Genomic DNA, 13867 nt, shown 5'->3' on the forward strand with positions numbered 1-13867 from the left:
CTACCTCAGCCGTTGGGCCCTACTGTCGCAACGATGGTCACTTGCTTGTTGTCAGGAATTTCCTGGTAAGCCAACACATGCAAACCCGGCACTGCCAGTCGGCCGAATCGCGACAGCATCGCGCGAACCGGACCGGCTACCAGCAGAATCACCGGTTGACCTTGCATTTCCTGACGCTGCGCCGCATCGATCAACGAACGTTGCAGTTTCTCAGCCATGCTTGGCTCCAGCAGAACACCCTCTTCCGAGCCTTGTCCTGCCTTCTGAAGACTATTGAGCAATATCTGTTCCAACCTTGGCTCCAGCGTGATAACTGGTAGCTCGGAGTCAGTCCCTACAATGCTTTGGACGATTGCGCGGGATACGCCGACGCGCACCGCGGCCACCAAAGCGGCAGTATCTTGACTCTTGGCAGCATTGTTGGCGATGGCCTCGGCGATGCTGCGAATGTCCCGCACCGGCACCTGTTCGGCCAACAACGCTTGAAGCACCTTGAGCAACTGCGACAGCGAGACCACACCCGGCACCAGCTCTTCGGCCAGCTTCGGCGAGCTTTTGGCCAGCAATTGCATGAGTTGCTGGACTTCTTCGTGACCGATCAGTTCGCTGGAGTGCTTGTACAGAATCTGGTTCAAGTGCGTCGCCACGACCGTACTGGCGTCCACCACGGTGTAACCCAGCGATTGCGCCTGGGCACGCTGGCTGATTTCGATCCAGACCGCTTCCAGGCCAAAAGCCGGATCTTTGGCGGTTATGCCGTTGAGCGTGCCGTAGACCTGCCCCGGGTTGATCGCCAGTTCGCGATCCGGGTAAATCTCGGCTTCTGCCAGGATCACGCCCATCAGGGTCAGGCGGTAAGCACTCGGGGCCAGGTCGAGGTTGTCACGAATGTGCACAGTCGGCATCAGGAAGCCCAGGTCCTGGGACAGCTTCTTGCGCACGCCCTTGATCCGCGCCAACAACTGACCACCCTGATTGCGATCCACCAGCGGAATCAGGCGATAGCCGACTTCCAGCCCGATCATGTCGATCGGTGTCACGTCGTCCCAACCCAGCTCCTTGGTTTCCATCGCGCGAGCTGGCGATGGCAGCAGCTCCTGTTGACGCTTGACCTCTTGCAGGGCCTGAACCTTGACCACGTTCTGCTTCTTCCAGAACAGGTACGCGCCGCCAGCAGCCAGGGCCGCCATGCTGAGAAAGGAGAAGTGCGGCATGCCGGGCACCAGGCCCATCACTGCCATCAAACCCGCCGCCACGGCCAACGCTTTCGGCGAGGCGAACATCTGGCGATTGATCTGTTTGCCCATGTCTTCCGAACCGGAAGCACGGGTCACCATGATTGCCGCCGCTGTCGACAACAGCAGTGATGGCAATTGCGCCACCAAACCGTCACCGATGGTCAACAAGGCGTAAACCCGGCCGGCATCACCAAAGGTCATGCCGTGCTGGAAGATACCGACCGCCATGCCGCCGATCAGGTTGATGAACAGAATCAGCAGGCCGGCGATGGCGTCACCGCGCACGAATTTGCTGGCACCGTCCATCGAACCGTAGAACTCGGCTTCCTGGGCGACTTCCATCCGGCGCAGTTTGGCCTGGTTCTGGTCGATCAGGCCGGCGTTCAAGTCGGCGTCGATTGCCATTTGTTTGCCGGGCATCGCATCGAGGGTGAAACGTGCGCTCACCTCGGAAATCCGCCCGGCGCCCTTGGTCACCACGACGAAGTTGATGATCATCAAGATCGCGAAAACTACGATACCAACCACGTAGTTACCGCCGATCACCACCTCGCCGAAGGCCTGGATCACCTTACCGGCGGAAGCGTGACCGTCCTGTCCGTGGAGCATCACCACTCGGGTGGAGGCCACGTTCAGCGCCAGTCGCAACAACGTTGCCACCAGCAGAATGGTTGGGAACACTGCAAAATCCAGCGGCCGCAAGGCGTAGACGCAAACCAGCAAGACGACAATCGACAACGCGATGTTGAACGTGAAAAACACGTCCAGCAGGAACGGCGGGATCGGCAACATCATCATTGCCAACATGACCAGCAGCAACAACGGCACACCCAGATTGCCCCGACTTAAGTCGGCAACGTTTGTGCGTGCGGTGCTGAGTAACTGAGAGCGATCCACCGGTTTTCCCCGTTCCTTTAAAGCAAACTTTTGACGCCTGAAGCAGGCGCAGAGCGGCTACTGCAAGAAGCCTTCCAACTTTTGCCGGAGCGGGGAATACGTAGTGGATTGCAGGCGCAACCTTTGTGACCACTGATCCAAAAAGCATTCGTACCTGTTAGTTCTGACAGTAGCCGTGTGCCGCGCATTGACCTTCAATGAAAGACCAATCGCAGCGACAGGAATTGCCCCATGAACAGCACACGCACGCCACTGACTGCACCGTCGGTGAAAGTTAATCTCGACACTCTCGACTGGAAAGACACCGGAATCAGGCTTGCCTCCCGCGAAGACTTCTTTCCCTACAATGGGGTGAACGTAACCATTGCCGACCCGTGTTTAGCCTCAGACAACGAACTGGAGCTACTGCTCGACGACAAAGTCATTGCTCGACACATCATCACAACTGCGGATGCGGGGTCGCCTTTGACGATCCATGTGAAGCCCGAGGACCTCACCGAAGGCCGACATGAACTGAGCTATCGAGTAAAAATCAACAACCAGCCATTTCAAACATGCGAGCAACGCGCAGAGATTCACGTTGCACTCAGGTCTCTGACAGACCTGCGCCTGGAAAAGGCGACCTCCCGTCACCACGGCCCATTTGCGCAGATCCAGATAAGCTACCCGCACGCTGCCCCCCTGGCGACGCGGGCGAACGACAATATACAGATGGTCCAGGGCATCCACGGCCTCACCCTCAACCGGGATGCTTCACGGCTGTATTTCGTTCAATCCCCGGATGGCAGCGTCAGTTATGTCCGCGCAATGGATACCCGTACTCAGACAATCGTTCATAGCTACTCACCTGAAACGGGAGGCGAAACGTTAGGTGGCCTAAGCCCGAACGGTGACCATGCTTACGTCAACAGTCGTTACTCGAATTACATTTGGGAGATCGACACTAAAACTCACGACATCAAGAAAGGCGCCGACCTCGAATCCGGCTCACCTTATATGGTGGTGAGTTCAAGCGGCGAACGTCTCTATGCCTGTAACACACTGGGAATCAATGGGTACTTGAAAGCAGTCGATACAAGCACTCAGTCCATTGTCCTGTCGCTGCCGATCAATCCGTGGCCTTTTGGCCTCGCTATCAATTCCAGCGGTTCGCGTGTGTACCTTGCCCACGGGGGCGACGCGGAGTCGGACTCCGATCCAACCGCTATTGACGTCATTGACACTGAAAAATTAAAAACTGTCGCAAGAATACCGATCACTGGATCTGCCTACTCGATGGCCCTGAACCAGGACAGTACTCGCCTTTATGTGGCCGATATCAGTGCTAGCGAAATTGCGGTAATTGATACGGCTACCAACAAAATCATCAATGTTGCCTGGAGCGAAAAATCGCCGAGACATGTGTCGGTGAGCGCCGACGGTAAGCACCTCTATGTCGTTACGTTTACCTCCGCGTTCATCTGGGTTCTGGATGCTGTAAGCCTGGAGGTTATCCAGAAAATCGATACAGGAAAGAACAACCTGAGAGAGGTGCTTGCGCGGCCTGACAACGGCATCTTTGTGCTTTATTTCTATTAGAACCCCAGGATAAAAGCCTACTCACCTGCAGTTTTCCAACTGCAGGTCTCCCTTCGCAACTTTTGCGTAGGGAGGTTCGAAACAGAAGGGCTCACGTCAGCGGTCGTCAGGCACAAAAACATCACACACCAGCGCTCAATCATCCCGCCGTCAGAATCTGCGCCTCACGGATGGCACCGAAATCAAGCGTTCTGCCAACCATGTACCGTGTACCTTTATTCATCTGCAATCCCTCCGCCTCCACCAACTCCTCCAAGGCATAGCCAAGTATGACGACTGTCCCCGGCGCAAGGGAATCACCCGCCATGTTGTGCCCCAGCAACAGGTCTAATGCCCATTGAAATTTAATGACCGGCAAATCACTCACCAGAATCGGGCGTTTTTTCGAATGGCGATAATCTACTGTGGCGACCACTTGCAGTTGCCCATCGACAAATGAGAATTCAGGTTTGTGAGGGCGTCGCTGCAAGACCCCGGCGGACCACTGATCGTTGTAGTTTTCTGGATCCGTAAAAAGGCGGCACAACTCCTCTGTGCTACCGATTTTTCCGGCCGAATCTTCTAAATAGTTGAAGCTGTCATGGCTGGCGAACCCTTCCAACGAGGGCCTGATGGCATTTTTTGGAAAGTTTAAATATCCAGGTATATGAGCATTGGCCATCTGCACAAAACACGCGAAATCCAGCGACATTCTGAATGTGACCGAATAACCGATAGCGCTTTCTGTCGGCTTATCCTTCAGAACACCCGAAACAAACTTCAACTCCATACCCTGCAGTTTTCGATAGAGACGCTCGGTCATGATTATTCCCTCTAGAACAGACGCAAACACCAATCCTTGGCGCTCCAGTCGAATGATCAGAACACCACTGCAAGGACGTTGATCGGGAGAATTCCCACGGGTATGACAGCGCAAGCGGGTGCTGACCGTCTACTGTCAGAACTAACAGGGTTGCAGAGTTTTCAGATGAACGGGATCAGGAATCACGCCGCAGATCCGGTGGGATCGGCAAGTTGTCCTTGAGCGGATCCGGGCGCTTGCCCTTGCCCGCGCGGTACTGGCGGATCTGGTAGACGTAGGCCAGCACCTGAGCGACCGCCAGGTACAACCCACCGGGAATTTCCTGCTCCAGTTCCGTGGAGTAGTAGATCGAACGCGCCAGGGCCGGCGATTCGAGCAGCAGCACATTATTGGCTACAGCGATCTCACGAATTTTCAAGGCCAGAAAGTCACTGCCCTTGGCCAGCAGCACCGGCGCGCTGCCCTTGTCGGGATCGTACTTGAGAGCGACGGCGTAGTGAGTCGGGTTGGTAATCACCACGTCGGCCTCAGGGATGGCCGCCATCATCCGCCGCTGCGACATCTCGCGCTGCAACTGGCGAATGCGCTGTTTGACCTCCGGCCGCCCTTCCTGATCCTTGTGTTCGTCACGCACTTCCTGCTTGGTCATCAGCAGTTTCTTGTGGCTTTCCCACAGCTGCACCGGCACGTCGACGGCAGCGATGATGATCAGCCCGCAAGCCATCCACAAAGTGCTCCAGCCGACCACTTGCAGGCTGTGAATGATCGCCATGTCCAACGGCTCATGAGCAATGCGCATCAGGTCGTCGATGTCGGCAGACAACACCGCCAGCGCCACGAACAGCACGATGAAAAACTTCGCCAGGGCCTTGAGCAGTTCGACCAGCGCCTTGGCCGAGAACATCCGCTTGAGCCCCGCACCGGGGTTCATGCGACTGAATTTCGGTGCCAGGGAGCCTGCCGCGAACAGCCAGCCACCGAGGGAAATCGGGCCGATCAACGCGGCCAGCAACAAGGTGATCATCACCGGCTGAATCGCCAGCAGGGCGATCTGCCCCGAGTGCAGCAGGAAGGCGCCCATGTTGCGCTGATCCAGAATCACCTCCCGCGACAGCGTGAAGTTCATGCGCATCAGCTCCATCATGTCCTGCGCCAGGGCTCCACCGAAAATCAGCAGCCCGCCAGCGCCGGCGAGCATGACAGCCAGGGTGTTGAGCTCCTTGGAGCGCGCAATCTCGCCCTTTTCCCGGGAGTCCTTTTTACGTTTCTCCGTGGGGTCTTCTGTTTTGTCCTGACCGCTTTCGCTCTCAGCCATGACTCAGCGTGCCCGTGCCAGTTCGCGTAACAACTGCAAGGCCTCGGAGGCCAGCGGTTGATACTGATTGATGATGTCCGCCAACCCGACCCAGACGATGAACAGCCCGAGCACCAGGGTCAGCGGGAAACCGATGGAAAAAATGTTCAGTTGCGGCGCGGCCCGGGTCATCACGCCGAACGCAATGTTGACCACCAGCAACGCGGTGATCGCCGGCAGTACCAGCAACAGTGCAGCACCCAGAACCCAGCCCAGCTTACCGGCCAGCTCCCAGAAATGATTGACCATCAAGCCACTGCCCACCGGCATCGTGGTGAAGCTTTCGGTCAGGACTTCGAAGACCACCAGATGGCCATTCATGGACAGGAACAACAGCGTCACCAGCATGGTGAAGAACTGCCCGATCACCGCCACCGAGACGCCGTTGGTGGGGTCGATCATCGACGCGAAGCCCATGCCCATCTGAATGGAGACGATCTGCCCCGCCACCACGAACGCCTGGAAGAACAGCTGCAAGGAGAAACCCAGCAACGCACCGATGAGGATCTGCTCGGCGATTAGCAGCAGCGCACTCAGATCCAGCGCATTGATCGGCGGCATCGGCGGAAGGCCCGGCGCAATCACCACTGTGATCGCCAGGGCGAAATACAGGCGCACGCGAGTGGGCACCAGGGTTGTGCCGAACACCGGCATGACCATCAGCAAGGCGCCGATGCGAAACAGCGGCAACATGAACGTCGCCACCCAGGTACTGATCTGGGTATCGGTCAGCTGCAGCAGCGACGGCATGGTTTAGCCGATGACCTGAGGAATATTGCCGTACAGCTGCAGGATGTATTCCATGAACGTCTGCACCAGCCACGGGCCGGCGACGATCAGCGTGACCAGCATGACCAGCAAGCGCGGCAGGAAGCTCAGGGTTTGTTCGTTGATCTGCGTGGCGGCCTGGAACATTGCCACCAGCAGGCCCACCAGCAGACTCGGAATCACCAGCACAGCCACCATCATGGTGGTCAGCCACAGCGCTTCGCGAAAAATGTCTACCGCCACTTCCGGCGTCATGGCGACACACCGCCGAAGCTGCTTGCCAGGGTGCCGATGATCAACGCCCAGCCATCCACCAGCACGAACAGCATGATCTTGAACGGCAGGGAAATGATCAGCGGCGAGAGCATCATCATCCCCATGGCCATCAGCACACTGGCCACGACCAGGTCGATGATCAGGAACGGAATGAAGATCATGAAGCCGATCTGGAACGCGGTTTTAAGCTCGGAGGTGACGAAGGCCGGCACCAGAATAGTCAGCGGTGCCTGATCCGGCGAAGCGATGTCGGTGCGCTTGGACAGGCGCATGAAGAGCTCGAGATCGCTGCTGCGCGTCTGCGCCAGCATGAAGTCCTTGATCGGCACCTGGGCCTTGGCCACGGCATCCTGAGCGGTGAGTTTCTCCGCCAGGTACGGTTGCAAGGCGTCCTGATTCACCCGGTCAAACACCGGTGCCATGATAAACAGGGTCAGGAACAGCGCCATGCCGGTGAGGATCTGGTTCGACGGCGTCTGCTGCAGGCCCAGGGCCTGACGCAGGATCGAGAACACAATGATGATCCGGGTGAAACTGGTCATCAGCATGACGAACGCCGGGATGAAACTCAGCGCGGTCATGATCAGCAATATTTGCAGGCTGACCGAGTATTCCTGAGCGCCATTGGCGTTGGTACCCAGGGTGATCGCCGGGATCGACAACGGATCGGCGGCGAACGCCAGCGGCGCGACCAGCATCAGAGCCAGCGTCAAGACGATGCGTAACGCACCCATTACTTCTTATCCTTCTGATCCTTGCCGAGTATCTTCAACAGATGCTGGGCAAACTCCGGGGTCGCTTTCTCGGTGGTGGTCGGCACTTCAATCGGCTCTTTAAGCACATGCAGTGCAGTGATCGTGCCGGGGCTCAGGCCAAGCAAGATCTGCTCATTGCCGACTTGCACCAGCATCAAACGGTCGCGGGGGCCCAAGGCACGGGAACCGACAATCTCGATCACCTGCCCCTTACCGGCCGGCCCGGCCTGCTGGACCCGGCGCAGCAGCCAGGCGAGGAAGAAGATCAACCCCAGCACCAACAGCAAGCCGAAGACCAACTGCGTCAGTTGCCCGGCCACACCGCTACTGACTGCCGGCGCGGCCGCCGCCGTCGCAACCGGCTCGGCGGCCAGAACGCTGAACGGCAACGCCAATAAAAACCCCAGAACCCTCTTCACTTAGCGCAGCTTCTTGATACGTTCGCTTGGGCTGATCACGTCGGTCAGGCGGATGCCGAACTTCTCGTTGACCACAACCACTTCGCCGTGGGCGATCAGCGTGCCGTTGACCAGCACGTCCAGCGGCTCACCGGCCAGTCGGTCCAGCTCGATCACCGAACCCTGGTTGAGTTGCAGCAGGTTGCGGATGTTGATGTCAGTGCTGCCCACTTCCATGGAAATCGACACCGGAATGTCGAGGATCACGTCGAGGTTCGGACCGTCCAGGGTGACCGGATCGTGGTTCTTCGGCACGCTGCCGAACTCTTCCATCGGCAGACGGTTAGACGACGAGCTGCCGACGTCAGCGGCCAGCAAGGCGTCGATATCGGCCTGGCCGGCATCACCGGTTTCTTCCAGGGCGGCAGCCCATTCGTCAGCCAGTGCCTGGTCGTCCTGGGCGTTCATATCGTCGTTCATCATTTGTCCTCGGCGGGCAACTGCTCAATCAAGAGCAGCCAATTAATAGGGGGTTGGAGCGCCAATCAGCGACGCTCGATCGGCTCGATCACCTGCAACGCGAGGTTGCCTTTATGTGAGCCCATCTTGACCTTGAAGGCCGGCACGCCGTTGGCGCGCATGATCATCTCTTCCGGCATCTCGACCGGGATCACGTCACCCGGCTGCATGTGCAGGATGTCGCGCAAACGCAACTGGCGACGGGCAACCGTGGCACCAATCGGCACGTCGACGTCCAGGACGTCCTGGCGCAGGGCGTTGACCCAGCGCTCGTCCTGATCGTCCAGATCCGACTGGAAGCCGGCGTCGAGCATTTCGCGCACCGGCTCGATCATCGAGTACGGCATGGTCACGTGCAGGTCGCCGCCACCCCCATCGAGTTCGATGTGGAAAGTGGACACCACCACCGCTTCGCTCGGGCCGACGATATTGGCCATGGCCGGGTTCACTTCCGAGTTGATGTACTCGAAGTTCACTTCCATGATCGCCTGCCAGGCTTCCTTCAAATCGACGAAGGCCTGCTCCAGCACCATGCGCACCACACGCAGCTCGGTGGGGGTGAATTCACGCCCTTCGATCTTCGCGTGACGGCCGTCGCCGCCGAAGAAGTTGTCCACCAGCTTGAACACCAGTTTGGCGTCGAGGATGAACAGCGCGGTGCCGCGCAACGGCTTGATCTTGACCAGGTTGAGGCTGGTCGGCACGTACAGCGAGTGCACGTATTCGCCGAACTTCATCACCTGCACACCACCGACGGCAACGTCCGCCGAGCGGCGCAGCATGTTGAACATGCTGATGCGGGTGTAGCGGGCGAAACGCTCGTTGATCATTTCCAGGGTCGGCATGCGTCCACGGACGATGCGATCCTGGCTGGTCAGGTCGTAGCTTTTGACGCTGCCGGGTTCGGCAGCGTTATCGGTCTGTACCAGACCATCGTCGACGCCATGCAACAGCGCATCGATCTCATCCTGGGACAGCAGGTCCTGCACGGCCATGTCGTGTTCCTACTGCAGTACGAAATTAGTAAAAAGCAGCTGTTCGATAACCACTTTGCCGAGTTCTTTCTGCGCCACTTCCTGGACGCTGGCCGTGGCCTTCTGACGCAACATCTCCTGGCCAACCGGGGTCGCCAGCGTGGCGAAGTCCTGGCCAGAGAACAGCATGACCAGGTTGTTGCGGATCACCGGCATGTGCACTTTGAGCGCTTCCAGATCAACCTGATTGCGGCCTTGCAGGGTGATGCTCACCTGCATGTAGCGCTGGCGACCGTTCACGTTGTAGTTGGCCACGAAAGCCGGGGCCATGGGCTCGAAAATCGCTGGCTGCTTGCCGACCACAGCGGTTTCGGCGGCGACAGGCTTGCTCTGGGCACTGTGCATGAAGAACCAGGTCGCCCCCACGGACATGCCGACCGCCAGCAACAGGGCCACCACGATCGCAATGATCAGCTTGACCTTGCCTTTGGTTGCGGGTTCTTTTACTACTGCGTCGCTCTTCGCCATGCCAATAATCCGTCACTATTCGGGTTTTCACAGTCGCACGGCAAGGCAAGAGCAAGTGTTATGCCAGAAGTGTCGAGGAGGTATGGGAGACAGCGAAAGGCAATCAATTGTAGAAGCGAGGCTTGCCCGCGAAACAGGCGCCGCGGTTTATCAGCCATACCGCGTCATTGTTCTTCGCGGACAAGCCTCGCTCCTACAGGAGAGGTGTGATCAGGCGTAGTAGTCGACCGCGCTGGAGCCGATCACGCTGGTAGCGGTTGCCGCCACTTCGGCGACGGCGGTTGCGACCTCTTCATCCATGGAGTCAAGACGACCTCCATTGGCGCTGGTCCGACCACCCTGCCCCTGCTGAGCCTGATCCTGGCCCTGGCCTTGCCAGCCACGAGACTGGTCGGACACATTGACGTCGACCTGGCCCATGCCCTGTTGCGCGAACATGTCACGCAGGCGTTGCATCTGACTGTCCAGCGCTTCACGAACGCTTGGATGGGCGCTCATGAAGGTAACCTGGGTCTGCTGGTCGGGAACCATGTTCACCCGGATATCGAGACGCCCCAGTTCAGCCGGTTGCAACTGGATGTCGGCCGCCTTGAGGTTGGCGCTGGAAAGGTACATGACGCGGTTGACCACTTCCTCGGTCCAGCCGCTCTGATGCATGGCGATCGGTTGGTTGACCGGCAAGGCATTCGCGGTTTTCGGGGTGGCCGCCTGGGTCAGTGCCGCCAGACGGTTGGCGAAGTCATCGACACGGGTATCGCTGCTGGCGGACGTCAAATCCTTGAGGCCGCTATCAATCAGACCGCTGAAGGCTTTCTCGCCACCCTGACTGGTGCTGTCCTTGTCGGCTTGCACGTCGAGCATGCTGGCCATGCCGGCGGCAAAGTTCTGCGCCGCCGTCAGCTCACCGTCAGCCTGGGTCTGGGCAGCCGTGGCTTTGGACTGGGCCTGGCTGCTGGCGGATACGTGGCCGCTCTGCTCCATGGCCATGCGCACGGCGGGCAATGCGTCGAGCGGATCAGCTTCGGGATCAAAATCGCCGTCAGTGGCCGTCTCCACTGGCACAGACGCGGCAACAACGGCGGCGGCAACCGGCGCTTCAGCCTGCGGCTGTGCGGTCGTGACAACTGGCGCAGCTGTTTGCGCGGCCGGTACGGTTACCGACGGCTGCACTGCCTGCATCAACGCAGGATCAAGGGCCGGGTCGAGGCTCGGATCGACAGGCGCCGTATCGGCGACCGGCGTTTCAGCCGTCTCGGGTTGGTTGTCGCTGGCAGCTGTGTCATCGCTCGGCGCCGGTTTATCGGCGGGCAAGGAATTGCCGCTATCGGCAACCGCCCGTTCCGGGGCGGCAGGCTTGTCAGTGCTGACATCCGGTTTGCCGTGGGTTTTCGAGGCATTTTCGGTAGCCGGTTTAGCCGCTTTATCGGCGACCACAGAAGGCTTGTTCCGGGCTTGATCGGCGTAAACATCAGCGAAGCTGGACGCCTTGCCCCCTGGCTCAGCGGCCAGCGCCGGGGTATTGGCGGAGGCGACTTGAGTCTTGGCCGTCGCGGCGGCCTGAAGAAGCGAATGGGGGGTAACGGGCATAAAACGGTCTCCGCTGCACTGGGATCGTAGGTACAGTTGAGTGAGTTGATTGCAAAGGTCGAGCCAGTTCGGCTCGACAAAGGTTAAAAGCGCCGGACGGTTGCGTCAGTCCGCTAGAGAGCGCTGTCGCTCCGCCTCATACAGCGGTCGGACAATGGCGAATTCGCCGTCGATTTCCCCGACCAGCTTTTCAATACCGGCGAGGCTTTTTTGCTTGGCGCGTTGCTCAAGCTCATTGCACAGCTCAGCGAGACGAACGGCCCCCATATTGCTGCTGCTGCCCTTGAAACTATGGGCGGTGCTCATGAGTTGCGCGGCATCTTCAGCCTCTCGCAACACGCACAAGCGCTTTTCGGAATCGGCAATGAAGGTATCCAGCAACATCGGATAATCACCCTCCATGACTTCTTGCAGCGCGCTCAGCACGGCACGGTCCAGATGTGTGTCAGCCACTTGCTCACTCCTTGATCAAGAATGGGTGAATTATGCCAGAGCCTCCCAGAAAAACTCTACGCGAGCACTACGACCATCGTCGGACCAGCTCGCGCTACGGCTCAATTGACGGATCAGACTGACGCCGCGCCCCGACAGACGGCCACCGTCGACGGGACGCTCCATTACCCGCGCCACATCGAAACCTTTGCCACTGTCTTCGACCCGCACAATCAGGCTGCCGCCCTTGCCCGTCGGCACGATCTGCAAATGCACCCGCACAAAGCCGTCCTGCAACGCCTCCAGCCGCTCATTGCGCGTTTGATAATAGCGCGCAAAACCCGAAGCATCGCGCTTGAGGCTTGAATCCAGACCCAGCACGCCGTGTTCAAGGGCGTTGGAATACAGTTCAGCCAACACGCTGTGGAGCGCCCCACTCTGAGCCCGCAGACCATGGACCTCAAGCAACAATTGCAACAGGTACGGCAGCGGATTGAATCGTTTGAGTGTCGCGGCGCGAAACTCGAAACTCACCGACCAGTCCAGCGGACACGACTGGCCGCTGTCGGAATACACCGGCGCCGGAGGGCTCAATTGCTCGGCCTCCAGCAGACTGATCTCGACCATGCTCACATCATCGCGGGCCTCGCCACGAAAATCTCGCAGTGCCTGCTCGATGTCCTCGAACAGCGCGTCTGGCTGACGATTGGCCGCAAACACCTGATGCAAGCGCTCTACACCGAACAACTGATCGTTGGCATCGCAGGTATCGATGACCCCGTCGGACAGCAAGAAAACCCGATCGCCAACGGCCATCGGAAACACTTCGGTGCGGTCATTGAAGGTTTGCGGGCTCAATATGCCCAACGGCAAATGCCGCGCCGTCAACGGCGTGCGCTCACCGCTGACGATGTTGTGCAGATAACCGTCCGGCATCCCGCCGTTCCAGACTTCCACCGAGCGCCGCTGAAAGCTCAGGCACAGCAAGGTGGCACAGCAGAACATGTCCACCGGCAGAATGCGCTTGAGCTTGGCGTTCATCTCACGCAGGGTTTCAGCCAGGCCATACCCTTTGGCAGTCATGCCATAGAAGACTTCAGCCAAGGGCATCGCGCCCACCGCGGCCGGCAGCCCGTGACCGGTGAAATCACCCAGTAGCACATGCATGTCGCCGGCCGGGGTGAACGCCGCCAGCAGCAGATCGCCGTTGAACAGCGCATAAGGCGATTGCAAGTAGCGGATGTTTGGCGCACTCAGGCAGCCCGAATGCGCCACCTTGTCGAATACGGCCTTGGCCACCCGCTGCTCGTTGAGCAAGTAGTCATGATGTTTGGCGATCAGGTCACGCTGCTGTAGCACCGTGGCCTGCAACCGTCGCAAGCGATCCATGGCCTTGATCTTGGCGGCAAGGATCACCTGGTTGTAGGGCTTTGCCAGAAAGTCGTCACCACCGGCCTCCAGACACCGGGCCAGGGCCTCGCTTTCGGTCAGCGAGGTCAGGAAGATGATCGGCACCAGGGTTTCCCCGGCCAACGCCTTGATCTGTCTGGCCGCTTCGAAACCGTCCATGACCGGCATCATCGCGTCCATCAGAACCAGGTGCGGCCGCTGCTGGCGAAACGCTTCGACGGCTTCGGCGCCGTTGGCGGCCGTCAATACCTGGTGGCCCTGACGACGGACGATACTCGACAGCAGCATGCGATCGGCCGCGCTGTCTTCGGCGATGAGGATGGTCAGCGGTTCAAGCGCCGGCTGCATGGC

14 protein-coding genes are annotated in these 13867 nt (G+C 58.9%); 1 reads left to right on the forward strand and 13 read right to left on the reverse strand.

Annotation, left to right across the window (positions count from 1 at the left end):
• Window positions 1-5: 5 nt before the first annotated feature.
• Complete coding sequence (flhA, locus tag AC1ROI_RS24345; RefSeq protein ID WP_010456941.1) at window positions 6-2135, reverse strand: flagellar biosynthesis protein FlhA; 2130 nt, start codon at window positions 2133-2135, stop codon at window positions 6-8.
• Window positions 2136-2366: 231 nt separating this feature from the next.
• Between flhA and AC1ROI_RS24350 the strand changes: the two genes are divergently transcribed.
• Window positions 2367-3713 carry a YncE family protein gene (locus AC1ROI_RS24350; protein WP_102593838.1) on the forward strand — a complete coding sequence of 449 codons (1347 nt, stop codon included), beginning with the start codon at window positions 2367-2369 and terminating at the stop codon, window positions 3711-3713.
• Between the two features lie 139 nt (window positions 3714-3852).
• Here the strand turns inward: AC1ROI_RS24350 and AC1ROI_RS24355 are convergent, their stop codons facing one another.
• The 12 genes from AC1ROI_RS24355 to AC1ROI_RS24410 form a co-directional block, all read right to left on the reverse strand.
• Entirely contained in the window at window positions 3853-4515 is a 663-nt protein-coding gene (locus AC1ROI_RS24355; RefSeq protein WP_042933033.1) for a hypothetical protein, read from the reverse strand.
• Between the two features lie 175 nt (window positions 4516-4690).
• Entirely contained in the window at window positions 4691-5830 is a 1140-nt protein-coding gene (flhB, locus tag AC1ROI_RS24360) for a flagellar biosynthesis protein FlhB (protein WP_083375988.1), read from the reverse strand.
• 3 nt (window positions 5831-5833) lie between these two features.
• Entirely contained in the window at window positions 5834-6619 is a 786-nt protein-coding gene (fliR, locus tag AC1ROI_RS24365) for a flagellar biosynthetic protein FliR (RefSeq protein ID WP_077748632.1), read from the reverse strand.
• Window positions 6620-6622: 3 nt separating this feature from the next.
• Window positions 6623-6892 carry a flagellar biosynthesis protein FliQ gene (gene fliQ, locus AC1ROI_RS24370; RefSeq protein WP_010456946.1) on the reverse strand — a complete coding sequence of 90 codons (270 nt, stop codon included), beginning with the start codon at window positions 6890-6892 and terminating at the stop codon, window positions 6623-6625.
• Window positions 6889-7647 (reverse strand): flagellar type III secretion system pore protein FliP, encoded by a 759-nt coding sequence (gene fliP, locus AC1ROI_RS24375; protein ID WP_010456947.1) that lies wholly within the window; start codon window positions 7645-7647, stop codon window positions 6889-6891. Before fliP ends, fliQ begins: the two co-directional genes overlap by 4 nt.
• Entirely contained in the window at window positions 7647-8087 is a 441-nt protein-coding gene (fliO, locus tag AC1ROI_RS24380) for a flagellar biosynthetic protein FliO (RefSeq protein ID WP_010456948.1), read from the reverse strand. The genes fliP and fliO overlap by 1 nt, the downstream gene beginning before the upstream one ends.
• Window positions 8088-8546, reverse strand: a complete 459-nt coding sequence (gene fliN / locus AC1ROI_RS24385) for a flagellar motor switch protein FliN (RefSeq protein WP_042933032.1) — start codon at window positions 8544-8546, stop codon at window positions 8088-8090.
• 65 nt (window positions 8547-8611) lie between these two features.
• Window positions 8612-9580 carry a flagellar motor switch protein FliM gene (gene fliM, locus AC1ROI_RS24390; protein WP_010456950.1) on the reverse strand — a complete coding sequence of 323 codons (969 nt, stop codon included), beginning with the start codon at window positions 9578-9580 and terminating at the stop codon, window positions 8612-8614.
• 9 nt (window positions 9581-9589) lie between these two features.
• On the reverse strand, window positions 9590-10087 hold the full coding sequence (gene fliL / locus AC1ROI_RS24395; protein WP_077748629.1) for a flagellar basal body-associated protein FliL: 498 nt from the start codon (window positions 10085-10087) through the stop codon (window positions 9590-9592).
• 210 nt (window positions 10088-10297) lie between these two features.
• The gene (locus tag AC1ROI_RS24400) at window positions 10298-11674 is read right to left on the reverse strand and encodes a flagellar hook-length control protein FliK (RefSeq protein ID WP_102593839.1); all 1377 of its coding nucleotides are present in this window, start codon (window positions 11672-11674) and stop codon (window positions 10298-10300) included.
• A gap of 105 nt (window positions 11675-11779) precedes the next feature.
• Window positions 11780-12127, reverse strand: coding sequence for an Hpt domain-containing protein (locus AC1ROI_RS24405; RefSeq protein ID WP_010456953.1), 348 nt, complete (start codon window positions 12125-12127; stop codon window positions 11780-11782).
• A 30-nt stretch (window positions 12128-12157) separates the two neighbouring features.
• A complete protein-coding gene (locus tag AC1ROI_RS24410) occupies window positions 12158-13864 on the reverse strand; it encodes an ATP-binding SpoIIE family protein phosphatase (protein ID WP_102593840.1) in 1707 nt (568 codons plus the stop codon).
• Between the last annotated feature and the right edge of the window lie 3 nt (window positions 13865-13867).

The organism is Pseudomonas sp. GW823-FHT02C02 (genome assembly GCF_058797635.1).

What these genes read in the sequence shown, in the direction of transcription:
- AC1ROI_RS24355 (WP_042933033.1), bottom strand. Translation starts at nt 4,515, where the DNA reads ATGACCGAGCGTCTCTATCGAAAACTGCAGGGTATGGAGTTGAAGTTT.
- fliM (WP_010456950.1), bottom strand. Translation starts at nt 9,580, where the DNA reads ATGGCCGTGCAGGACCTGCTGTCCCAGGATGAGATCGATGCGCTGTTG.
- AC1ROI_RS24400 (WP_102593839.1), bottom strand. Translation starts at nt 11,674, where the DNA reads ATGCCCGTTACCCCCCATTCGCTTCTTCAGGCCGCCGCGACGGCCAAG.
- AC1ROI_RS24410 (WP_102593840.1), bottom strand. Translation starts at nt 13,864, where the DNA reads ATGCAGCCGGCGCTTGAACCGCTGACCATCCTCATCGCCGAAGACAGC.
- AC1ROI_RS24350 (WP_102593838.1), top strand. Translation starts at nt 2,367, where the DNA reads ATGAACAGCACACGCACGCCACTGACTGCACCGTCGGTGAAAGTTAAT.
- fliQ (WP_010456946.1), bottom strand. Translation starts at nt 6,892, where the DNA reads ATGACGCCGGAAGTGGCGGTAGACATTTTTCGCGAAGCGCTGTGGCTG.
- fliP (WP_010456947.1), bottom strand. Translation starts at nt 7,647, where the DNA reads ATGGGTGCGTTACGCATCGTCTTGACGCTGGCTCTGATGCTGGTCGCG.
- fliL (WP_077748629.1), bottom strand. Translation starts at nt 10,087, where the DNA reads ATGGCGAAGAGCGACGCAGTAGTAAAAGAACCCGCAACCAAAGGCAAG.
- flhB (WP_083375988.1), bottom strand. Translation starts at nt 5,830, where the DNA reads ATGGCTGAGAGCGAAAGCGGTCAGGACAAAACAGAAGACCCCACGGAG.
- fliN (WP_042933032.1), bottom strand. Translation starts at nt 8,546, where the DNA reads ATGAACGACGATATGAACGCCCAGGACGACCAGGCACTGGCTGACGAA.
- fliR (WP_077748632.1), bottom strand. Translation starts at nt 6,619, where the DNA reads ATGCCGTCGCTGCTGCAGCTGACCGATACCCAGATCAGTACCTGGGTG.